Origin of the sequence: Stenotrophomonas sp. CC22-02 (assembly GCF_004365115.1) — a bacterium.
In the GTDB taxonomy this organism is placed as follows: Bacteria; Pseudomonadota; Gammaproteobacteria; order Xanthomonadales; family Xanthomonadaceae; genus Stenotrophomonas; species Stenotrophomonas forensis.
In genome coordinates this window covers 3,592,767-3,614,203 of record NZ_SOCO01000001.1, presented here as the reverse complement: position 1 = coordinate 3,614,203, position 21,437 = coordinate 3,592,767, and the positions used below count along the sequence as shown (strand labels likewise).

The following is a 21,437-nucleotide window of genomic DNA, read 5'->3' as shown; positions in this document are numbered from 1 at the left end:
CGGTTCACCGGCGCAGGCTGGCAGGGCCGCCGTAGAGTGGGGGTGACGGAACCCGCCCGTTCAGGAAACGACGGCCGCTGTCGGCCGCCGGCACCTCAGTAGCGCCAATCGAGCTTGCGGTAGGCCTTGGCCATCACCCAGGCCGGGCCGATCAGCAGGTAGGTCAGGTCGGTCAGGAAGCTGGGCTTGCGGCCCTCGAACTTGTGGCCGATGAACTGCGCGACCCACGCCACCACGAACACGCCCACCGCGAGCCAGAACAGGTTGTGCAGGCCGATCTCGGCCTCCAGCAGGCGGCACAGGCAGCCGAACACGAAGAACTGGATGAGCATGCCGATGCCCAGTGGGCGCGACAGCTTGTTGTAGAAGCACCAGGCGCTGAACATCGCGAACGCCGACCAGATGCCGTACTGGAACCAGGTGATCAGTGGCGGGAGGCACCACAGCAGGGCCACCACCGACCAGAGGATGGCCGGCACCGCCACCACATGGATGCGCTGGTTGATCACATTGCGGTGGTCGTCGGAGTAGCTGGCGAAGTAGCGGTCGATCGGCCGCGCAAGCTGGGTGGTGGTCTGCATGCGGCCAGCATACTCCCGCAACGCCGGCGGGGTAGGGTCGACCATCGCGCGCAGCGCGGGGTTGAGCGGATCCGGGCGAAACCGGTCGCCCCATTCAGAACGCCCCCAGCCAGGCCGGCCGGGGGCGCAGGGGGATCAGTCGACGCTGATCCCGGCCAGGCGCTGCAGCGCCTCGGCGTACTTGGCGCGGGTGCGCTCGATGATCCCGGCCGGGATGCCCGGGCCCGGGGCGGTCTTGCCCCAGTCCAGCGTCTCCAGGTAATCACGCACGAACTGCTTGTCGTAGCTCGGCGGGCTGGTGCCCACTTCGTACTCGTCGGCCGGCCAGTAACGCGAGGAATCCGGCGTCAGCATCTCGTCCATGATGTACAGGCGGCCATCGGCATCGGTGCCGAACTCGAACTTGGTGTCGGCCAGGATGATGCCGCGCTCGCGGGCATAATCGGCAGCGAACTTGTAGATGCGCAGGGTGGCATCACGCACGCGCTCGGCCAGGTCCGCACCCACCTGCTTCACCATTGCATCGAAATCGATGTTCTCGTCATGGTCGCCGACGGCGGCCTTGGTCGAGGGGGTGAAGATCGGCTCGGGCAGCTGCTCGGCCTGGCGCAGGCCGTCGGGCAGGTCGATGCCGCTGACCTTGCCGGTGCGCTGGTAGTCCTTCCAGCCGCTGCCGATCAGGTAGCCGCGGGCAATCGCCTCCACCGGTACCGGCTTCAGCTTGCGGGTGACCACCGCGCGCTTGGCATACAGGGCCGGGTCCACGCCTTCGGGCAGCACGCTGGCCACGTCGATGCCGGTCAGGTGGTTGGGCATCAGATGCGCGGTCTTGGCGAACCAGAAGTTGGAGACCTGGCAGAGCATCTCGCCCTTGCCCGGGATCGGGTCGGGCAGCACCACGTCGAACGCCGACAGGCGATCGGTGGCCACCATCAGCAGGTACTCGCCCGGCGGGGTTCCGGCTGGCAGCCGCTCGCGCGGGATATCGAACACATCACGCACCTTGCCGCGATGGCGCAAGGGCAGGCCGGGGAGATCGGATTGCAACAGCGTGGTTGGCACGGGCACTCCTGGGGCGTTGTCGATACGGCTGCTGCCCAACGGACCCGGCGGGCCCGCTGACCAGCGGGCGGCCTAGTGTAAAGCGGTCCGGGCCCGCTGTGACGTAAAATGAGCGTCCATTTCGTCGGTCTACCCCGGAGCGCCATGCGCTGGTACGGAAAACTGCTCGGATTCATCGCCGGCGCCCTGCTGTTCCGGCCCAATCCGCTGTTTGGCGCGGTGGTCGGCCTGTTGATCGGCCACGCCTTCGATTCGGACTGGTTCCGCCTGAACAAGGAGAACCCGTACCGGGAGCTGGGGCTGACCTCGGAGGCCACCGATGCCGAGGTCGAGCGCGCCTATCGCAAGCTGATCTCCCAGTACCACCCCGACAAGCTTGGCGGCGCCGCCCCCGAGCTGCAGCAGCAGGCCGAGCAGAAGTCGCGGCGGATCAATGCCGCCTACGACCGCATCAAGACCCTGCGCAAGCGTTGACCCCTTTCCCCTCGTTGCAAGGCCCGGCCATGTCCAACTGCCTCATCGCCCCGTCCATCCTGTCCGCCAACTTCGCCCGCCTCGGCGAGGAAGTCGACAACGTCCTCGCCGCCGGCGCGGACTGGGTCCACTTCGACGTGATGGACAACCACTACGTGCCGAACCTGACCATCGGCCCGATGGTCTGCCAGGCCCTGCGCAAGCACGGCGTGACCGCGCCGATCGACGTGCACCTGATGGTCGAGCCGGTGGACCGCATCATTCCGGATTTCGCCGAGGCCGGTGCCACCTACATCAGCTTCCATCCGGAGGCCAGCCGCCACGTGCATCGCACCATCCAGCTGATCCGCTCGCTGGGCTGCAAGCCGGGCATCGTGCTCAATCCGGCCACCCCGGTGGACATCCTCGACTGGGTGCTGGATGACCTGGACCTGGTGCTGCTGATGTCGGTCAACCCGGGCTTCGGCGGCCAGGCCTTCATTCCCTCGGCGCTGGACAAGCTGCGCGTGGTGCGCAAGATGATCGACGCCAGCGGCAAGGACATCCGCCTGGAGATCGACGGTGGCGTGAAGGCCGACAACATCGGCGAGATCGCCGCCGCCGGCGCCGACACCTTCGTGGCCGGCTCGGCCATCTTCAACGCGAAGACCAGCTACCAGGACGTGATCGCGCAGATGCGCGCGAATGTCGCCGCAGCGCGCTGACAAAAAGGGGACGGAGGGGATTAAGCTCGTTTAATTCCCTCCGTCCCCTTTTCTCTGCTCATGGCACTGTTGAACATCCGCCCGGCCAGTGTGGCCGATGCCGGCCTGATCCTGCATTTCATCCGCGAGCTGGCCATCTACGAGAAGGCCGAGCAGTCGGTGCAGACCGACGAGATCGGCATCGCCGAGAGCCTGTTCGGTGCCGACGCCACGGCGCGCGCGCTGATCTGCGAAGCCGACGGCGAGGCCATCGGCTATGCGGTGTATTTCTACAACTACTCGACCTGGCTGGGCCGCAAGGGCATCTACCTGGAAGACCTGTACGTCAGCCAGGAAAAGCGCGGCGCAGGCGCGGGCAAGGCGCTGCTGAAGTACATCGCGCGCCAGGCCGTGGCCGAAGGCTGCGGCCGCTTCGAATGGTCGGTGCTGGACTGGAACACCCCGGCCATCGAGTTCTACACCGCCGCCGGTGCGAAGCCGCAGGACGAGTGGACCGTGTACCGGCTGCAGGGCCAGGCGCTACACGATTTCGCCAACGGCTGAGGCTCGTGGGGGCAAACCCCAGTTGGGTGGGTGCGAACCGCAACCCGGTGGGTGCGAACCTTGGTTCGCACTTCCTGTGAACTGCAAAAAAAAGCCACGCCAATCACTGGCGTGGCCCTGCTGCATGCGTGGGAGGCTGATCCTGCCTCCATCCATCGTCCCTGCTATGGCCTTCCATTCTCCGGTAGCTGAATGACATCTGCGTGACATTCACTGCGGACAAACAGCGCATTGCTAGCCTGTGCCACCCCCGCACCGGAAGCACTGCATGGCCATCCCGCGCTGGCGCCTGATCCTCAACGGAAAATCCGCGGGCAACGACGCGCTGCGCGACGCCGTCGGCCATTGGCGCGGACAGGGCGTGCAGCTGGACGTGCGGGTGACCTGGGAAGAGGGGGATGCCGAACGCTACGTGGCCGAAGCGATCGACCACGGCGTGGACGTGATCGTTGCCGCTGGGGGTGACGGCACGCTCAGCGCAGTGGCGGAAACGCTGGCGCATCGCGAGGAGCCTGCCGATGCGCTGCCCTCGCTGGCGCTGATTCCGATGGGGACGGCCAACGATTTCGCTACCTCGGCCGGCATTCCGACCGAACCGAAGGACGCCTTCGCGCTGATCGGGCAGGCGCAGCCGCACGCCATCGACCTGCTGCGCGTGGACGCTGATGGCACGCCCTGGTGGTGCGCCAATCTCGCCAGCGGGGGCTTCGGTACGCAGGTCACTGTCGAAACCGATGCTGGCCTGAAGAAAATGCTGGGTGGGCTGGCCTACGTGATCACCGGCATTGCCAAACTGGGGCGGATCGAGCTGATCAGTGCGCGCCTGTCGGGCCCCGATTTCGCCTGGGAAGGCGATTTCATCGCACTGGGCATCGGCAACGGTCGCCAGGCCGGTGGCGGCCAGCAGCTGTGCCCGCAGGCACTGATCGACGATGGGCTGCTGGATGTAACGGTGCTGCCGGAGCTGGAAGGCGAGGTGACCGCCACGCTGGGCCAGATGCTGAAGTCGGGCACCCAGGCCGCGCTGGAACAGCTGGCTACGCGCGCGCGATTGCCGTGGCTGCAGATCGCATCCGAGCGCCCGTTGACGCTCAATCTGGATGGCGAACCGGTGGAGGCCCGCCAGTTCCGCATCGAGTGCGTGCCGGGCAGGGTGCGGATGCATCTGCCGGCCGGCTGCCCGTTGCTGGTTGGAGTCTCCGGCATCAACGGTGGGCCGTAGCGCGGTCTCCCTGGCCGCCCCGGACTCGCCGTGATTCAGGTTCACAGGGTTCCCCTCCCGCCCATGCTGCGATACAGTCAAGGGGTGTCCAGCCTGACGACCCCGCATACCCTTTCTTCCGCACGCCGTTGGTGGCGATGGTGGCCCGTTGCCGTCGTCCGCCCCCATAACGCTGTGTCCCGGAAGGAAAGTCGTCTTGAACTCGCACGCTCAGTTTCAGCTGCAGGCCGCTGAAGGCCACACCCACATTCCCGTTGTCCGCGAAGTGCTGTCCGACCTGGACACGCCGCTTTCGGTCTATCTGAAGCTCGCCGACGGCCCCAATACCTACCTGTTTGAATCCGTCGAAGGCGGCGAGCGCTCTGGTCGTTACTCGATCATCGGCCTGCCGGCGCGCCGCGTGTACGCCTTCCACGGCCACACGCTGACCGTGCGCGAGGACGGCCAGGTGGTGGAAACCCGCGAAGTGGCCGACCCCTTCGCCGAGGTCGAGGCGCTGCGCAGCGCCCACTCGGTGCCCAAGCTGGACGGCCTGCCGGGCTTCACCGGTGGCCTGGTCGGCTGGTTCGGCTTCGAGTGCATCGGCTACATCGAACCGCGCCTGGCACCGCCGGCCGGCCGCGATGAGCTGGGCACCCCGGACATCCTGCTGCTCGATTCCAACGAGCTGGCGGTGTTCGACAACCTCAAGGGCCGGCTGTACCTGATCGTGCATGCCGACCCGCGTGTCGACGGCGCCTTCGAGCAGGCCCAGGCCCGTTTGGATGCACTGACCGCCAAGCTGCGCGCGCCGGGTGCCGGCTATCCGGCGCCGCTCAACAGCGACGTGCTGGACGAATCCGATTTCGTCTCCGGGTTCACCCGCGAAGGCTTCGTCGATGCGGTCCAGCGCAGCAAGGAATACATCCGCGCCGGTGACATCTTCCAGGTAGTGCTCAGCCAGCGCTTGAGCGTGCCGTTCAAGGCGCGCCCGGTGGATGTGTACCGTGCGCTGCGTGCACTGAATCCTTCGCCGTACATGTATTTCCTCGATGTCGGCGACCTGCAGGTGGTCGGTTCTTCGCCGGAAATCCTGGTACGCCTTCAGGACGGCGAAGTCACCGTGCGCCCGATCGCCGGTACCCGTCCGCGCGGCGCCACCGTCGAGCAGGACCTGGCGCTGGAGGCCGAGCTGCTGGCCGACCCGAAGGAGCGCGCCGAGCACCTGATGCTGATCGACCTCGGCCGCAACGATGCTGGTCGCGTATCCAAGGCCGGTACCGTGGAAGTGGGCGAGCAGTTCGTGATCGAGCGCTACAGCCACGTCATGCACATCGTCAGCGAAGTGACCGGGCAGCTGCAGCCGGGCCTGAGCTATGCCGACGTGCTGCGCGCCACCTTCCCGGCCGGTACGGTCAGCGGCGCGCCGAAGATCCGTGCGCTGGAAGTGATCCGCGAGCTGGAACCGATCAAGCGCAATGTCTACGCCGGCAGCATCGGCTACATCGGCTGGCATGGCGATGCCGATACCGCGATTGCGATCCGCACCGCGGTGATCAAGGACGGCCGCCTGTACGTGCAGGCCGGCGCCGGCATCGTCTACGACTCGGACCCGGACAAGGAATGGGACGAGACGATGAACAAGGGCCGCGCGCTGTTCCGCGCCGTCGCCCAGGCCGCCAGGGGCCTGTGAGCCTTCCCGTGCCGTGGCCTGCGCCGCGGCACTCTTCGCTGTTCCCCGTCAAGACAAGGAGTACCGCATGAAGCTGCTGAGCGCATTGCTGTGGTCGTCACTGCTGGCCACGATGGCCCCGTCTGCGTGGGCGCAGGCCAACACCATTCCCTCGCAGCCGCATCTGCTGGTGAAGGGCGAGGCGCGCCGTGTGGTGATGCCGGACCGGTTCGGCCTGCAGCTGAACATCGAAGAGACCGACATGGACGCCGATGCGGCGCGGCGCCGCGTGCAGGACAACGTCGCCCGCGTGCTGGGGCTGTTCAAGCAGTACAAGGCGGTGGACGGCAGCGTGCGTGCGGACAACCTGCGCATTGGTCCTGCGACGCGCTATGAACAGAGCCGGCAGGTGTTCATGGGCACGCGCGTGTCGCGCCAGCTGCGTGCCAGCTTCGCCAGCGTGAAGGCGATGCAGGACGTGCTGGGCGCGCTGAAGGCCAACGAAAACGTGCAGGTCAGCAGCGTGGCCCCGACCTACTCGGGCGAAGTAGCGCTGCGGCGCGAGCTCAAGGGCGAGGCGGCGGCGCAGACGCGCGAGTCCGCGCAGGGCCTGGCCAAGGCCTACGGCACCAGGCTGCGCGGCCTGTACAGCATCTCCGATGTGGCGCCGAACTTTGCCTATGGCATCCAGGCCGGGCAATGGCCGCAGCCGGGCGAGGATGGCGAGTATCTCGACCGTGTCTCGGTGACCGGCAGCTACGCACCGGCCTCGGCACCTGCGCCCGGTGCGCCGGAATCAATTGAAGCCGGCCCCATCACCTACACCGAAAACGTGTACGCCATTTTCCTGATAAGCGACGGAACCTGACCATGTTGTGGATGATCGACAACTACGACAGCTTCACCTACAACCTCGTGCAGTACCTGCAGACGCTGGGCGCCGAAGTGAAGGTGGTGCGCAACGATGCGATGAGCGTGGATGAGATTGCCGCGCAGAAACCCGAGCGCATCGTCATCTCGCCTGGCCCGTGCACGCCCAACGAAGCGGGCGTGTCGCTGGAACTGATCGAGCGCCTGGGCCCGACCACGCCGATCCTCGGCGTGTGCCTGGGCCACCAGGGCATCGGCCAGGTCTACGGCGGTACGGTCATCCGCGCCGGCAACATCATGCACGGCAAGACCTCGCCGATCCGCCACCAGGGCAAGGGCGTGTTCGCCGGCCTGCCGGACCGCTACCAGGCCACCCGCTACCACTCGCTGGTGGTGGACAAGAACCGCTTGCCGGACTGCCTGGAAGTGACCGCCTGGACCGAGAACGACGACGGCTCGATCGAAGAGATCATGGGCCTGCGCCACCGCCAGTTCCCGGTGGAAGGCGTGCAGTTCCATCCCGAATCCATCCTCACCGAACACGGCCACGCCCTGCTGCGCAATTTCCTGCAGCGCCCGGCGGCCTGATCCAAGGAGCATTCCCATGAGCTTCTCCCCCCAGGAAGCCCTGCAACGCACCATCGAACACCGCGAAATCTTCTTCGACGAAATGGTCGACCTGATGCGGCAGATCATGCGCGGCGACGTCTCGCCGATGATGACCGCTGCGATCCTCACCGGCCTGCGGGTGAAGAAGGAAACCATCGACGAGATCGCCGCAGCGGCCACCGTGATGCGCGAGTTCGCGCTGGCGGTGCCGGTGGCCGACCCCACCCACCTGGTCGACATCGTCGGCACCGGTGGCGATGGCTCGCACACCTTCAACATCTCCACCTGCGCGATGTTCGTCGCCGCCGCCGCCGGTGCGCGCGTGGCCAAGCACGGCAACCGCAGCGTGTCGTCCAAGTCCGGCAGTGCCGATGCGGTGGAAGCGCTGGGCGCGGCCATCGAACTGCAGCCGGCGCAGGTGGCCGCCGCGATCGAGAAGACCGGCATCGGCTTCATGTTCGCGCCGATCCATCATCCGTCGATGAAGGTCGTCGCGCCGGTCCGCCGCGAGATGGGCGTGCGCACCATCTTCAACATCCTCGGCCCGCTGACCAACCCGGCCAGCGCACCGTCGGTGCTGATGGGCGTGTTCCATCCTGATCTGGTGGGCATCCAGGCGCGCGTGCTGCGCGAGCTGGGCACCGAGCGCGCCATGGTGGTCTGGGGCCGCGACAACATGGACGAAATCTCGCTGGGTGCCGGCACCCTGGTCGGCGAGCTGCGCGACGGCAAGGTGCGCGAGTACGAGATCCACCCGGAGGACTTCGGCATCGCCATGTCGGCCAGCCGCAACCTGCGCGTGGACAGCCCGGAGCAGTCCATCGCGATGCTGCGCGCGGTACTGGACAACACCCCGGGCCCGGCACTGGACATTGTTGCCCTGAACGCCGGTGCCGCCCTGTACGTGGCCGGCGTGGCCAGCGACATCGGCGACGGCCTGGCCCGCGCCCGTGCCGCCATCGCCAACGGCAGCGCCCGCCAGCGCCTGCAGCAGTACGTTGACACCACCCGCGCGCTGGTTGCCTGAGTGCGCGGTTCAGCCTGATCCCCGCGATGGCCGATAATGGCCGTCCTCACCGCCCCCGCATTGAACCGACGACGATGAGCGACATCCTGCAGACGATCCTGGCCCGCAAGGCCGAAGAAGTGGCCCAGCGCCGCGCCCAGCGCCCGCTCGAGGAGCTGCAGGCCGCCCTGGCCAGCGCCCCGCCGGTACGTGGCTTCGTGCGCGCGCTGCAGGCCGCGGTGGCCAACGGCGACCCGGCGGTGATCGCCGAGGTGAAGAAGGCCAGCCCGTCCAAGGGCGTGATCCGCCCGGACTTCCGCCCGGCCGACATCGCCGTCAGCTACGAGTTCGGCGGTGCCAGCTGCCTGTCGGTGCTGACCGACGTCGATTTCTTCCAGGGCGCCGACGCCTACCTGCAGCAGGCCCGAGAGGCCTGCACGCTGCCGGTGCTGCGCAAGGACTTCGTGATCGACGCCTACCAGGTGTACGAGGCGCGCGTGCTGGGCGCCGACTGCATCCTGCTGATCGTCGCCGCGTTGGACGATACCCAGCTGGCCACCCTGTCCGAACTGGCGCTGTCGCTGGGCATGGACGTGCTGGTGGAAGTGCACGACATCGACGAACTGGAGCGCGCGCTGCAGGTGCCGGCGCCGATGATCGGCATCAACAACCGCAACCTGCGCACCTTCGAGGTCTCGCTGCAGACCACGCTGGACATGCAGAACGCCGTGCCGCGCGACCGCCTGCTGGTGACCGAGAGCGGCATCCTCGGCCCGCAGGACGTGGCGCTGATGCGTGACGCCGGCATCCACGCGTTCCTGGTCGGCGAGGCCTTCATGCGCGTGGAAGAGCCGGGCGAGGGCCTGCGTCAGCTATTCTTCGCGGCATGACAACGCACTATCCAACGCCGCGCGGGGATGCGCCGCTGGTGGTCTTCGACTTCGACCACACCCTCTACGACGGCGATTCGGGCACCCACCTGTTCGCCTCGCTGATCAAGCGCAATCCGCTGCGCATGCTGGCCGCGCTGCTGGTCACGCCGATCGCCGGGCCGATGGTGGCAATGCTGCCGACCCGTCGTGCCGGCATTTCGGTCTATGTATGGATCGGCAGCTTCGGCCTGCATCGCGCGCGCGACTTCAACAAGGTGATTGACGCCTACGTGCTGCGCAATGAGGCGCAGATGCGCGCCAAGCTGCTGCCGCAGGCGCTGGACGTCTTTGCGGCGCATCGCGCCAAGGGCGATCGCGTCGTGGTCGCCACCGGCGCGCCCCCAGAGCTGGCGCGCGCGATCCTGGCCTTCGTCGCCCACCAGGACGTGCCGGTGATCGGCACCGAGGTCGGTCCGCGACTGGGCGGCGTCGGCCCGACCCGTCACTGCCACAACGAAGAGAAGATGCGCATGCTGCGCGAGCGCGGCTATGGCGATATCGACATTGCCTATTCCGACAGCACTGCCGACCTGCCGCTGCTGCTGGCCGCCAGGGCGCCGGTGGTGGTGAACCCGAAGCCGGGCAAGGTGGACTTCTTCCGCCGCGTGCTGCCGGCCGGCACCCGCATCCTCAACTGGGGCTGCGTCGACCGCGGCGGTGACAAGGCGTAATACGGTAGTGCCGGCCGCTGGCCGGCAACCTGGCACGCCCCTCCGCAGATCATGAGGTTGCCGGCCAGCGGCCGGCACTACCGAACGCCGTGCATGCATCGCAGGGCCATGCCCGGCGAGCGCTCAGCGCGCCAGGTAGCCGGTCAGCGCGTGGCCGATCTGGAACAGGCTGATGCCCAGCACCAGCACGCCGACGGCCACCAGCACCCAGCGCTCCTTCAGGCGCTTGACCAGCAGTGCGGCCACCGGGGCAGCCATCATCCCGCCGATCAGCAGGCCGGCCACGATCTGAAGGTGATGCAGGCCCATCGACAGCAGGAACGTTGCTGAAACCGTCAGGGTGACCACGAACTCGGCGGCGTTCACCGTGCCGATGGTGGTGCGCGCCTGGCCGCCACGGGCGAGCAGGGTGGAGGTGGCTACCGGTCCCCAGCCGCCACCGCCGCTGGCATCCAGGAAGCCAGCCACGAAGCCCAGCACGGGTACCCGCTTGACCTCGCCCTTGGGCATCAGGCGGCCCGCGGCACGGGCCAGGATGATGATGGCCAGCACCAGCAGGTAGAGATAGATGAGCGGGCGGATCACCTCGCCGGGCAACTGGGTCAGCCCGTAGGCACCGACTGCGCCGCCTACCGCGCCGGGCAGCGCCAGGCGCAGGAACAAGCGCTTATCGACATTGCCGGCGACCAGATGCGACACGCCAGAGGCGCCAGTGGTGAAGACCTCGGCGGTGTGGATGGCGGCGCTGGCCTGCGCGGGCGGAATGCCCATGGCCAGCATCACCGACGACGACACCAGCCCAAACGCCATGCCCAGTGCGCCGTCGACCAGCTGTGCGCCGAGGCCGATGAGGATGAACCACCAGAATGCGCTGCTCAGTTCCATGCACCGAGCCTAGCGCGCAACGGAGTGCGGACCAAGGTCCGCACCCACCGGGTGCTCAACGGTCAACGGGTGCCGTACAGCACCACGGTCTTGCCGCGTGCATGCAGCAGGCCGTCGGTCTGCAGCTTCTTCAGCACGCGGCCGGCCATCTCGCGCGAGCAGCCGACCAGGCGCGCCAGTTCCTGGCGCGAGACGCGCAGCTGGCTGCCCTGCGGATGGCTCATCGCCTCCGGCTCCTGCGCCAGGTCGTGCAGGGTGCGCACGATCCGGTCGGTAACGTCCAGGAATGCCAGGCGGCTGGCCTTGCGGCTGGTGTCGAGCAGGCGCTTGGAGATCTGCTGGCCCAGCGCATACAGCAGGCGCGGGGCGTCGGCCGACAGCGGGCCGAGGAACAGCTGGTGCAGGCGTTCGTAGCTGATCTCGGCCAGTTCGCAGGCGGTACGGGTCCGCAGGATCACCTCGCGGCGGTCCGATTCGACGAACAGGCCCATCTCGCCCACGAACTCGCCGGCACCGAAGTAGCCCAGCACAAGCTCGCGATCGTCATCTTCCTCGGCCATGATCGAGACCGAGCCGCTGATGACGTAATACAGGGTTCCCGCCGGGTCACCGGGTCGGAAGACGTCGGTACGGGTGGGATATCGCCGCCTGTGGCTGTGCGCCAGGAAACGATCGATGGTGGCGATATCCAGGGCCAGTGGACTGCTAGCTAGGCGCACGGTTGACACGATAGGGGCGCTCCCTCTGCGCATGAACGGATTCACGGGGTCGATAGCGGAGCTTAACCAGCGCAATTGTTAAGGGCAAACAGTGTGCCAGAACTCTTGCGTCTTCACGTTCCCCCCGGGGGCAGTTTGCCCCATAATTCCCCCTTTCCCTTCTTACACAGGAATCGACCGCCGTGGTCAAGCCGTTGCCTCGCCTGAGGCTGCAGGGTTTCAACAACCTCACCAAGGCGCTGAGCTTCAACATCTATGACGTGTGTTACGCGCGCACCGAAGAGGAGCGTCAGCGTTACATTGAATACATCGATGAAGAGTACAACGCCGACAGGCTGACTCAAATCTTGACCGATGTCGCCGAGATCATCGGCGCCAACATCCTGAACGTGGCCCGCCAGGACTACGACCCGCAGGGTGCCTCGGTGACCATCCTGATCTCCGAAGAGCCGGTGATCGACAAGAAGCAGGCCGGCAAGGAGCTGATCTCCGACGCTGTGGTCGCGCACATGGACAAGAGCCACATCACCGTCCATACCTACCCGGAAACCCATCCGCAGGAAGGTATCGCGACGTTCCGCGCGGACATCGACGTGGCCACCTGTGGTGTCATTTCCCCGCTGAAGGCCCTGAACTACCTGATCGAAAGCCTTGAGTCGGACATCGTGATCATGGACTACCGCGTCCGTGGCTTCACCCGCGATGTGAAGGGCAAGAAGCACTACATCGACCACAAGATCAACTCGATCCAGAACTTCCTGGCCAAGAACATCAAGTCGCGCTACGAGATGTTCGACGTCAATGTCTACCAGGAAAACATCTTCCACACCAAGATGCACCTGAAGGACTTCGACCTGGACCAGTACCTGTTCGAGGAAAAGGCCAAGAACCTGTCGTTCAAGGAACGCATGAAGATCGAAGCGCTGCTCAAGCGCGAGATCGAAGAGCTGTTCCACGGCCGCAACCTGTCCGAGTAAGCCCCATGCGCGATGCCCGCAGGCATCGCCGCCCAGGCGGGACGACCCGCCCTGTGGAGCCCCTGTACTGCGCAAGCGTCATGGCTCCACGGTGATGTACCGACCTACGGCCCGGTGTGAAAACACCGGGCCGTTTCGTTTTTTTCAAAAAAGGTAAGGAGCCCCCACCCATGCCCTGGATCTACCTGCTGCTGGCCGGCCTGTTCGAGATCGGTTTCGCCCTTGGAATGAAGTACTCCGAAGGTTTCAGCAAACCCCTGCCCACCGCTGCCACGGTGGTGTCGGCGCTGATCAGCCTGTACCTGATGAGCCAGGCGATGAAGAGCATCCCGGTCGGCACGGCCTACGCGATCTGGACCGGCATCGGCGCCATGGGCGTGGCGGTGCTGGGCATCTACCTGTTCAACGACAGCGCATCGCCGGCCCGCCTGGCCTGCGTCGGCCTGATCGTGGCCGGGGTGATCGGCCTGAAGCTGGTCTCGCCCAACTGAAAGGCGGCCCGACGGCCCGACCAACGGTCGGGCCCCACCATCGGGCCCCACCGTGCCTTGGGTAGGCCCCCACCGTTGGTGGGGGCGCCCCGTTCAAATGCGGTAGGCGATGGTCTTCATGACCTTGGAGGCCAGTGCCATCGCTCCCGGAATCGGGAACGGCAGGCGGCGGGCGCCGGCCTGTTCGGCGTGTTCCGCATGGCGGGCTTCGTCGTCCTTCATCACCTGGATGACGGCGCGGCTGCGCAGGTCACCGGCCGGCAGATCGACCAGGTGCTCGTCCAGATGGGCCTCGACCTGGCGCTCGGTTTCGACCACGAAGCCCAGGTTCCAGCCGTCGCCGCGCAGCCCGGCCAGGGTGCCGATGGTGTAGCTGCCGGCGTACCACAGCGGGTTGAACAGGCTGGGACGGCTGTCCAGCTCGCCCAGTCGGGTGGCGCACCAGGCCAGGTGGTCGGTCTCTTCCTGGGCGGCTTCCAGCAGGTGTTCACGCGTGGCCGGGTCGCGGGCCACCGCCGCCTGGCCGAAATACAGGCCCTGCGCGCAGACCTCGCCGACGTGGTTGATCCGCATCAGGCCCGCCGCGTGGCGGCGCTCGGTGCTGTCCATGCCCGGCTCGTCGGTGTCCGCAGCCGGGTAGGGGCGGGCCGCCGGCGGGTTGCCGAACACCGTGTCCAGGGCGCGCTGCGCCTCGGTCAGCAGGTGGTCCAGCGGGGTGGTCTGGCGGAGTGCGGTCATGGCGGTACGGGTGGGGCGGGGGAGGGCCCGATTCTCGCCCGGCCCTGCCGCCCTGCCAACCCGGGGGCAGGGGCGACTTGCGCCCGGCGGCCAGGGTGCGTACAATCCCGCCTCTTACGCTTCACCTTTTCACAACGCGTGGCAGAGTTCCGGCGAGCCTTTCGCCGCAATGAGCCCGACCTAACCTAGAGTTCTTCATGAGCACTTTCACTGCCAAGAACGAGACCGTCCAGCGCGACTGGTACCTCGTCGACGCCGAGGGCAAGACCCTGGGCCGTCTCGCCACCGAGCTGGCCCGCCGTCTGCGTGGCAAGCACAAGCCGGTCTACACCCCGCACGTTGATACCGGCGACTACCTGGTCGTCATCAATGCAGAAAAGATTGCCGTCACCGGCAAGAAGCTGCAGGACAAGATGTATCACCGTTTCACCGGTTACATCGGCAACCTGAAGACCGAATCCCTGGCCCAGGCGCTGGAGCGCCACCCGGAGCGCGTGATCGAGATCGCCGTGAAGGGCATGCTGCCGAAGGGTCCGCTGGGTCGCCAGATGTACCGCAAGCTCAAGGTCTACGCCGGCACTGAGCATCCGCACGCCGCACAGCAGCCGCAGGTTCTGGATATCTAATCATGGCTATCACTCAAAACTACGGCACTGGCCGCCGCAAGTCCTCCACCGCTCGCGTGTTCCTGCGCAAGGGTTCGGGCAACATCACCGTCAATGGCCGTCCGCTGGACGAGTTCTTCGGTCGTGAGACCGCGCGCATGATCGTGCGCCAGCCGCTCGAGCTGACCAAGAACACCGAAAGCTTCGACATCCTGGTCACCGCCGCTGGCGGCGGCACCACCGGCCAGGCCGGTGCGATCCGTCTGGGCATCGCCCGTGCTCTGGTCGAGTACGACGAAACCCTGAAGTCCGAGCTGCGCAAGGCCGGCTTCATGACCCGTGACGCCCGTGAAGTCGAGCGTAAGAAGGTCGGTCTGCACAAGGCCCGCCGCGCCACCCAGTTCTCCAAGCGCTGATTCACCGCGCCTGGTTGGGCTCCCTCGGGAGCCCGCTGGCTGGAAAAGCAAAAGCCCGGCTTCGGCCGGGCTTTTGTCGTTTCAGGGCTGAACATTTCGAGGTTGCCGGCCAGCGGCGGGCACTACTCCAAGTCTGCATACCTGACCCCGGTTTCTGTCTGGAGGAGAGCCCGTTGTTCAAGGGGGCGCGCCGACAGGCGCGGGGATAAGGTGGGATGCGTGACCAAACAAAAAAGAAAAAAGCCTGATCTTTCGATCAGGCTTTTTTCTTTTTTGTTTGGCTGCCCCGGATGGATTCGAACCACCGAATGCCTGAGTCAGAGTCAGGTGCCTTACCGCTTGGCGACGGGGCAAAACGTGAAACTATTTTCTCACTTTTCACACTGAAAAACAACTTGATTTTCAGTGTGGTGGCTATGGGTGGACTCGAACCACCGACCCCAGCATTATGAGTGCTGTGCTCTAACCGGCTGAGCTACATAGCCTTGGTGAGCCCGCTATTCTGCGGATGTGTATCGCCCCTGTCAACACTTTTGTATCGTGCTTGTGGGGCGGCAGAGGGCATGGGATAGTCCCGGCCAGTAGATTTTTTAGGAGTCCGCATCGTGATCGATCCGGACGGCTATCGACCGAACGTCGGCATCGTGCTGATGCGGCAGGATGGTCAGGTGTTCTGGGCACGACGTGTGCGCCGGGACGGCTGGCAGTTCCCGCAGGGTGGCATGAACACCGACGAGACGCCTGTCGAGGCCATGTATCGTGAACTGCAGGAAGAGACCGGCCTGCTGCCTGAGCATGTGGAAGTGCTCGGGGCGACACCCGGCTGGCTGCGCTACAAGCTGCCGGCCCGGGCCATCCGCCGCAACGAGCGGCAGGTCTGCATCGGCCAGAAGCAGGTCTGGTTCCTGCTGCGCCTGACCGGCGACGAATCCCATGTGAAGCTGGACCACACCGACTCGCCCGAGTTCGACCATTGGCGCTGGGTGGACTTCTGGTACCCGGTGGAGCATGTGGTGATGTTCAAACGCGGCGTCTATGCGCGTGCCCTGCGACACCTGGCGCCGTTGGCGCGCGGCGTGGCGGGGCAGGGCGTCACCGCCATGCCCAAGAGCGCCGCCGAGGCGTGGATGCCAGGCCACACGGCCGGGCACGAGCGTCCCCGCAAGCGCCCGCGGACCCGCGGCTACTGGCCGAAGAAGGCGCAGGGCGACGGCCCGGCCAGCTGACGGGCTGAACGGTATCGAGAATGGTTCAGGTCTCTGATTGACAACCATTCTCGTTTCCATTGGAATAGCCAACAGGCCGCTTCTGGCCTGTCAGCCCGGTTCCCGCCCGTGTACGTCTGCATCTGCAACGGAGTCACCGACCACCAGATCCGCGAAGCCGCCGGCAATGGCGTCAGCACGGTGGCCGAACTGACCATGCGTACCGGCTGTGGTGCCACCTGCGGTTCCTGCCTGGACATGGCCGGCGAGCTGTTGGCCAAGGCTCGCGCCACCCACGATCTGCCGCTGCCGGTATTGGGCCTGGCACAGGTCGCCTGACCGTTTCTTTCGCGGCGCGTTGACGCCGCGCTTTCGCATCCTTCACTGCTGGCCGCACAGGCCAATGCGCACGATTCGCGTTCCTTCACGAGGCTGCGCAAGGCGCTAAAGTGCCTGCGTTTTCAGCGTGCAGGAGCATCCCCATGAAGGGCGACACCAAGGTCATCGAATTCCTCAACAAGGTCCTCTACAACGAGCTGACCGCGATCAACCAGTACTTCCTGCACGCCAAGATGCTGAAGAACTGGGGCATCAAGGAGCTGGCCGAACACGAGTACAAGGAATCGATCGACGAGATGAAGCATGCCGACATGCTCGCCGACCGCATCCTGTTCCTCGAAGGCCTGCCGAACTTCCAGGCGCTGGGCAAGCTGCGCATCGGCGAGAACCCGACCGAGATCCTGCAGTGCGACCTGTCGCTGGAACGCGACGGCGTGGTCACCCTGCGCGAGGCCGTGGCCTATTCCGATTCGGTCGGCGACTACGTCAGCCGCCAGTTGTTCGTGAAGATCCTCGACTCGGAAGAAGAGCACATCGACTGGCTGGAAACCCAGCTGGACCTGATCGAGCGCATCGGCGAGCCGAAGTACCTGCTGAGCAAGCTGGAAGAGTGACGTAGCGTCGAGCTTGCTCGACGCTACCGATGCTGCGCCAGGTAACCCGTCAGCGCGACGCGCGCGCGGGCGAATTCGGCCACCAGCAGCGCCACTGCCACGGCAGGGCGCTGCAGGCTGTCACTGCGGGCTTCATGCTCGATCCGCTGCGCGACCGCAGACAGCGACAACGCGCCGACGTTCGCACTCGATGACTTGAGGCTGTGCGCGATCGCCTGCATGCGCGGCGCGTCGCCATTCTGCGCGGCCTGCTGCAGTTGCTGCACCATTGCCGGAGCATCGTCCAGGAACACCGAGACGATCTGGCTGGCGCTCTCGCCGATCACCGCGTGCAGTTCGTCCAGTACATCGCGATCCAGCACCGGCTGCGGGACCGCCTGGCTCTTCGTACCTGGCAGGGCCGCGCCATGCTCGGCCGGCAGGATTCGACCGATGGCGGGCGCATCGCCGCCGGGCGGGTTCGACGCTGCCGCATTGCCCGATCGCTGTCCCCAGCGTTTCAACAGCGCATGCAGCGTGGCGCGTGCGATCGGCTTGGACAGGTAGTCGTCCATGCCGGCCTGCAGGCAACGTTCGCGGTCACCGGCCATCGCATTGGCCGTCATCGCGATGATCGGCAGCCGCAGCTGCCCGGATTGCGTTTCCTCGGCGCGCCAATGACGGGTGGCGGCGTAGCCATCCAGCACCGGCATCTGGCAGTCCATCAACACCACATCCACGCCGCCTTCGCGCAGGGCGAGCAATGCCTGCTCGCCATCGGCGGCGTTGCGCACCTCGCACTGGAACACGCGCAGCAGCTGCTCGGCCACCATCCGGTTGACTGTGTTGTCTTCCACCAGCAGCACGCGCAGGTGCAACGGCGGCAACGTCGGCGCGGGCAATCCGTCTTCAGCATTGGCCAGCAATGCGGCGGGTCGCGCGTGCGCGACCGGCACCGCCAGCAGCGCATGCAGGGCGGCATCATCGAAACGTGCGGGCAGCCGCTGCTGACGCGGGCGCGCCGCAACGGCGTCGTCCTGCAGCCACAGCACCTGCAGCATGTCTTCCTCGCCCCGTTCGGCCAGGGCCTGCTGCAGCGTGGCTTCACCCGCCCGGCGCGCATGCGCGTCGACCAGCAGCCAGGCCGGCGCCGGCTGCCCGGGGCGTGGCGGCGCGCGCAGGCGCTCGACCACCGCGCCGGGCTGTGCCAGCACCTGCACCTGCAGCCCATGGTAGGCAGCGATGCGTTCGACGCGCGCCTGCAGGATCGCATCGGCGCTGCACAGCAGCAGTGCAGCGGGCGGACCTGCCATGGCCGGCAGGTCGCCGGGTACTTTCAGCAGCGGAATCTCGAACCAGAACGTGGCGCCCTGGCCGGGCGTGGACTGCACGCCGATGCGGCCCTGCATCAGGTCGATGATGCGCTTGCAGATGGCCAGGCCCAGGCCGGTACCCCCGTAGAGGCGGGTGGTGGAGGCGTCGGCCTGGCTGAAGGACTGGAACAACCGCGCCTGCAGCACCTCGTCGATGCCGATGCCGGTGTCGATGATCTCGAAGCGCAGCTGGTGCTGCGCTGGGCCTTCGCCCAGCCGCTGTACCCGCAGCAGCACCTGGCCGCGTGCCGTGAACTTGATCGCGTTGGCCAGCAGGTTGCTCAACACCTGGCGCAGGCGTACCGGGTCGCCGCGTACCGGCAGGCGCACTGCTGGGTCCAGCTGCAGCGCCAGCGACAGGCCTTTGGCGTCGGCGGCGCGCTGCATCAGCTGGACCACGCCATCGAGCAGGTCACGCAGGTTGAAGCTGGTGATCTCCAGTTCCAGCGCCTGCGCTTCCAGCCGTGAATAGTCGAGGATGTCGTCGACGATGCGCAGCAGCTGCTGTGAACTGGCCGAGGCGGTGGCCAGCATCTGTCGCTGGTCTTCGCCGAGCGGTCCACGCGCGATCAGCTCCAGCATCGGCAGGATGCCGTTGAGCGGGGTGCGGATCTCGTGGCTCATCGTGGCCAGGAACTCGCCCTTGGCCAGCACCGCGGCCTCGGCGGCCTGCTTGGCCTGCAGCAGCTGCTGCTCCAGTTGGCCCTGGCGTTCGGTGGTGCGGCGCAGCTGGTCGCGTTCGGCGGCCAGAGCGCTGTGCCCGCGCTGCAGCTGGGCCAGCGCAAGGTTGCGCGCACGCAGGCGCAGGCCCAACAGCAGCAGTGCGATGGCGGCCGCACCAAGGGCAACCAACAGCACGCCCCACAGCGGCACGTCAGAGCACCGCGTTGTGGAAGTCGAAGTTCAGGTCGCTGCCGGCCGACTGCACCATGTTGCCCTGGATGTAGTCGACGCCGCCCACCCACATCGCGGCCGCCGCCTGCGGATCTTCGATCTGCTGGCCGATGATCTGCAGCCCGGCTGCATGGGCCTGCTCGATCGCCCTGCGCAGTTCCTCGCGGGTGGCAGGGTTGGCGTGGCTGCTGGAGAAGCGTGCTGCCATGCGCACGAACGACAGCGGGAGGTGGGTCAGCAACGCATCGGCTTCGCCACCCGGTTCGAACTGGCTGAGGCAGAAACGCACGCCGGCACCGGCCATGCGCTGGCAGAACTGCAGCAGCGGCACGGTGTGGATCAGTGCGTCGGGCAGGCGCACATCGATGACCAGCGCGCTGCCGGGCAGGTCGCGCTGGTGCAGCGACTCCAGCAGCCAGTCGGCGAAGGCATCGCGCTGCAGGGTACGCAGCGACTGCGAGACGAACAGGTTCAGCGGCTGGGTCGCGTGCCGGTACAGGTCCAGCAGGCCCAGCGCGTGGTCCATCACCTGCTGGTCGAGGTCGGCGATGCGCCCGGCGGCTTCCGCTGCAGGAATCACCTGGCCGGCCGCCAGCACCGTGCCATCGGCCTGGCGCAGGCGCAGCAGCAGCTGGTACTGCGCGGTGTTGCCGCCGGCGACGGCGACGATCGGCTGGTAGGCCAGCTCCAGCTGGCCCTCCAGCAGCGCCAGGTGCTCCTGTTCGCTGATCGCCTCGCGGTGTACGTGGCCGGCCACGCCGGCGCTCAGCAGGCGCGCCTGCAGGGTGGTGCGTTCGACGGCTTCCAGGGCACTGTTGGCGTCGTCGAAACCTGAGGACAGCGGGGCATAGCCGACCACGCCGCGCAGGTGCACGGATTCGTCATCGCGGATCACGAACGCGCGCGCCGACAGCTGTTCGCGCAGGGCTGCGGCGATGCCTTCCAGGCTGTCTTCATCGGCGGTGCGCGCCAGCAGCAGGAAGCTGTTGTCGTTCAGGCGTGCCAGCAGGTGCGGGTGGCCGGCCTCGGCCAGGCGCTGGCCGGCCTGCACCATCAGGCGCTCGAAGGCGGCATAGCCATAGCGCTCGCGCAGGCCCAGCGCGCTGGAGACTTCGACGAACAGCACGCCACCCGGATCGCGGTGGGCAAGCGCGGCGTTGAGCTGCTGCAGTACGTGGTGCCGTGTCGGCAGGCCGGTTTCCGGATTGCTGGTGGCCGGTGCACCGGAGGCTCCAGGCAGGGTCGCGGCCTGCGCACGCGCGCGCCGGATGCGGTTGGCCACGGCGGCGATCAGGTGGCGCGGGCGGATCGGCTTGCTCAGGTAGTCATCGGCGCCGCTGTCGAGCACTTCGAACTGGCGCTCCGGATCCGGGTCGCCGCTGAGGAATACGATCGGCAGCAGCTGCAGGCCGGGTTGCTGGCGGATCAGCGCGGTCAGGCGCATGCCGTCCAGCCCGGGCAGGTGCAGGTCCATCAGGATCAGGTCCGGGCGGTGGTCCTTGATCGCCTGCAGCGCGCCGTCGGCATCGCTGTGCACGATCGCCTGCATGCCGGCACCGTGCAGCACGCTCTGCGCGAACAGGGCCTGGGCGCGATCGTCCTCGACGATCAGCACGCGATAGGGCGAATCGGACGCCGGCGGCGCCTGGTCGTTGTTGCCGGCTTCTGCCAGCGCTGAAGGACCGGGAAGCGGTGGCGGCGCGCTGTTGATCGATGGCGCATCGGCCGTGCCGCCCTGTGCCGTGACCGCTGCCGGTGCGGCGGGAGCGTGGGTGACCGCCTCGACGGCCCAGCGTTGCCAATGATCGGCCGGAGGGGTTTCAGCGCGTCCCGGGCGGGCGCCCGCGGGGGATTCGATTGCGGCCATCGGTGCTCCT

The 21,437-nt window shown here is 66.8% G+C and carries 24 protein-coding genes and 2 tRNA genes; 17 read left to right on the top strand and 9 right to left on the bottom strand.

Annotated elements, in window-relative coordinates; all coding sequences use genetic code 11:
• Positions 1-95 precede the first annotated feature (95 nt).
• Together N440_RS16555 and N440_RS16550 are read right to left on the bottom strand one after the other, a co-directional pair.
• The gene (locus N440_RS16555) at positions 96-581 is read right to left on the bottom strand and encodes an Mpo1-like protein (RefSeq protein ID WP_049456234.1); all 486 of its coding nucleotides are present in this window, start codon (positions 579-581) and stop codon (positions 96-98) included.
• A gap of 135 nt (positions 582-716) precedes the next feature.
• Positions 717-1,643 (bottom strand): phosphoribosylaminoimidazolesuccinocarboxamide synthase, encoded by a 927-nt coding sequence (locus N440_RS16550; RefSeq protein WP_166671567.1) that lies wholly within the window; start codon positions 1,641-1,643, stop codon positions 717-719.
• Between the two features lie 144 nt (positions 1,644-1,787).
• Between N440_RS16550 and N440_RS16545 the strand changes: the two genes are divergently transcribed.
• The 10 genes from N440_RS16545 to N440_RS16500 all read left to right on the top strand — a co-directional run bounded on the left by N440_RS16545 (position 1,788) and on the right by N440_RS16500 (position 10,325).
• Positions 1,788-2,117, top strand: coding sequence for a DnaJ domain-containing protein (locus tag N440_RS16545; RefSeq protein ID WP_005411327.1), 330 nt, complete (start codon positions 1,788-1,790; stop codon positions 2,115-2,117).
• Between the two features lie 29 nt (positions 2,118-2,146).
• On the top strand, positions 2,147-2,821 hold the full coding sequence (gene rpe, locus N440_RS16540) for a ribulose-phosphate 3-epimerase (protein WP_032127160.1): 675 nt from the start codon (positions 2,147-2,149) through the stop codon (positions 2,819-2,821).
• 60 nt (positions 2,822-2,881) lie between these two features.
• On the top strand, positions 2,882-3,364 hold the full coding sequence (locus N440_RS16535) for a GNAT family N-acetyltransferase (protein WP_133935761.1): 483 nt from the start codon (positions 2,882-2,884) through the stop codon (positions 3,362-3,364).
• A 268-nt stretch (positions 3,365-3,632) separates the two neighbouring features.
• Positions 3,633-4,586, top strand: a complete 954-nt coding sequence (yegS, locus tag N440_RS16530) for a lipid kinase YegS (protein ID WP_133935760.1) — start codon at positions 3,633-3,635, stop codon at positions 4,584-4,586.
• A 196-nt stretch (positions 4,587-4,782) separates the two neighbouring features.
• A complete protein-coding gene (trpE, locus tag N440_RS16525) occupies positions 4,783-6,258 on the top strand; it encodes an anthranilate synthase component I (RefSeq protein WP_133935759.1) in 1,476 nt (491 codons plus the stop codon).
• Between the two features lie 67 nt (positions 6,259-6,325).
• Positions 6,326-7,105: an SIMPL domain-containing protein gene (locus N440_RS16520; RefSeq protein WP_049456228.1), complete on the top strand. Its 780-nt coding sequence runs from the start codon at positions 6,326-6,328 to the stop codon at positions 7,103-7,105.
• 2 nt (positions 7,106-7,107) lie between these two features.
• Positions 7,108-7,695, top strand: a complete 588-nt coding sequence (locus N440_RS16515; protein ID WP_008267909.1) for an aminodeoxychorismate/anthranilate synthase component II — start codon at positions 7,108-7,110, stop codon at positions 7,693-7,695.
• Between the two features lie 16 nt (positions 7,696-7,711).
• Positions 7,712-8,743 carry an anthranilate phosphoribosyltransferase gene (trpD, locus tag N440_RS16510; protein WP_133935758.1) on the top strand — a complete coding sequence of 344 codons (1,032 nt, stop codon included), beginning with the start codon at positions 7,712-7,714 and terminating at the stop codon, positions 8,741-8,743.
• Positions 8,744-8,817: 74 nt separating this feature from the next.
• Positions 8,818-9,612, top strand: coding sequence for an indole-3-glycerol phosphate synthase TrpC (gene trpC / locus N440_RS16505; protein ID WP_014038737.1), 795 nt, complete (start codon positions 8,818-8,820; stop codon positions 9,610-9,612).
• Positions 9,609-10,325, top strand: a complete 717-nt coding sequence (locus tag N440_RS16500) for a haloacid dehalogenase-like hydrolase (RefSeq protein ID WP_008267607.1) — start codon at positions 9,609-9,611, stop codon at positions 10,323-10,325. The genes trpC and N440_RS16500 overlap by 4 nt, the downstream gene beginning before the upstream one ends.
• 123 nt (positions 10,326-10,448) lie before the next feature.
• Here the strand turns inward: N440_RS16500 and N440_RS16495 are convergent, their stop codons facing one another.
• Both N440_RS16495 and crp read right to left on the bottom strand, forming a co-directional pair.
• Complete coding sequence (locus N440_RS16495) at positions 10,449-11,210, bottom strand: sulfite exporter TauE/SafE family protein (protein ID WP_014038735.1); 762 nt, start codon at positions 11,208-11,210, stop codon at positions 10,449-10,451.
• Between the two features lie 62 nt (positions 11,211-11,272).
• Positions 11,273-11,962: a cAMP-activated global transcriptional regulator CRP gene (crp, locus tag N440_RS16490; protein WP_010482649.1), complete on the bottom strand. Its 690-nt coding sequence runs from the start codon at positions 11,960-11,962 to the stop codon at positions 11,273-11,275.
• 149 nt (positions 11,963-12,111) lie between these two features.
• Between crp and speD the strand changes: the two genes are divergently transcribed.
• Together speD and sugE are read left to right on the top strand one after the other, a co-directional pair.
• Positions 12,112-12,906 carry an adenosylmethionine decarboxylase gene (gene speD, locus N440_RS16485; protein WP_006473908.1) on the top strand — a complete coding sequence of 265 codons (795 nt, stop codon included), beginning with the start codon at positions 12,112-12,114 and terminating at the stop codon, positions 12,904-12,906.
• A gap of 170 nt (positions 12,907-13,076) precedes the next feature.
• Positions 13,077-13,397, top strand: coding sequence for a quaternary ammonium compound efflux SMR transporter SugE (gene sugE, locus N440_RS16480; protein ID WP_005411314.1), 321 nt, complete (start codon positions 13,077-13,079; stop codon positions 13,395-13,397).
• A gap of 93 nt (positions 13,398-13,490) precedes the next feature.
• Here sugE and coq7 read toward each other — a convergent pair whose 3' ends face one another.
• Positions 13,491-14,135: a 2-polyprenyl-3-methyl-6-methoxy-1,4-benzoquinone monooxygenase gene (gene coq7 / locus N440_RS16475; RefSeq protein ID WP_133935757.1), complete on the bottom strand. Its 645-nt coding sequence runs from the start codon at positions 14,133-14,135 to the stop codon at positions 13,491-13,493.
• A gap of 197 nt (positions 14,136-14,332) precedes the next feature.
• On the opposite strand from coq7, the gene rplM reads away from it, so the two are divergent.
• Both rplM and rpsI read left to right on the top strand, forming a co-directional pair.
• Complete coding sequence (gene rplM / locus N440_RS16470) at positions 14,333-14,761, top strand: 50S ribosomal protein L13 (protein ID WP_005414692.1); 429 nt, start codon at positions 14,333-14,335, stop codon at positions 14,759-14,761.
• Between the two features lie 2 nt (positions 14,762-14,763).
• Positions 14,764-15,156 carry a 30S ribosomal protein S9 gene (gene rpsI / locus N440_RS16465; protein ID WP_005411311.1) on the top strand — a complete coding sequence of 131 codons (393 nt, stop codon included), beginning with the start codon at positions 14,764-14,766 and terminating at the stop codon, positions 15,154-15,156.
• A gap of 278 nt (positions 15,157-15,434) precedes the next feature.
• Here the strand turns inward: rpsI and N440_RS16460 are convergent.
• Both N440_RS16460 and N440_RS16455 read right to left on the bottom strand, forming a co-directional pair.
• Positions 15,435-15,509, bottom strand: a tRNA-Gln gene (locus N440_RS16460).
• A gap of 55 nt (positions 15,510-15,564) precedes the next feature.
• Positions 15,565-15,641: transfer RNA gene (locus N440_RS16455), tRNA-Met, on the bottom strand.
• Between the two features lie 120 nt (positions 15,642-15,761).
• Here N440_RS16455 and N440_RS16450 point away from each other — a divergent pair.
• The 3 genes from N440_RS16450 (at position 15,762) to bfr (ending at position 17,314) form a co-directional block, all read left to right on the top strand.
• On the top strand, positions 15,762-16,382 hold the full coding sequence (locus tag N440_RS16450; protein WP_008265361.1) for an RNA pyrophosphohydrolase: 621 nt from the start codon (positions 15,762-15,764) through the stop codon (positions 16,380-16,382).
• Between the two features lie 108 nt (positions 16,383-16,490).
• Positions 16,491-16,700 carry a bacterioferritin-associated ferredoxin gene (locus N440_RS16445; protein ID WP_006473776.1) on the top strand — a complete coding sequence of 70 codons (210 nt, stop codon included), beginning with the start codon at positions 16,491-16,493 and terminating at the stop codon, positions 16,698-16,700.
• Between the two features lie 143 nt (positions 16,701-16,843).
• Entirely contained in the window at positions 16,844-17,314 is a 471-nt protein-coding gene (gene bfr, locus N440_RS16440) for a bacterioferritin (RefSeq protein WP_005419804.1), read from the top strand.
• Positions 17,315-17,337: 23 nt separating this feature from the next.
• Here the strand turns inward: bfr and N440_RS16435 are convergent, their stop codons facing one another.
• On the bottom strand, positions 17,338-19,539 hold the full coding sequence (locus N440_RS16435) for an ATP-binding protein (protein WP_133935756.1): 2,202 nt from the start codon (positions 19,537-19,539) through the stop codon (positions 17,338-17,340).
• 1 nt (position 19,540) lies between these two features.
• On the bottom strand, positions 19,541-21,427 hold the full coding sequence (locus tag N440_RS16430; protein WP_006473693.1) for an EAL domain-containing protein: 1,887 nt from the start codon (positions 21,425-21,427) through the stop codon (positions 19,541-19,543).
• Positions 21,428-21,437: the final 10 nt, after the last annotated feature.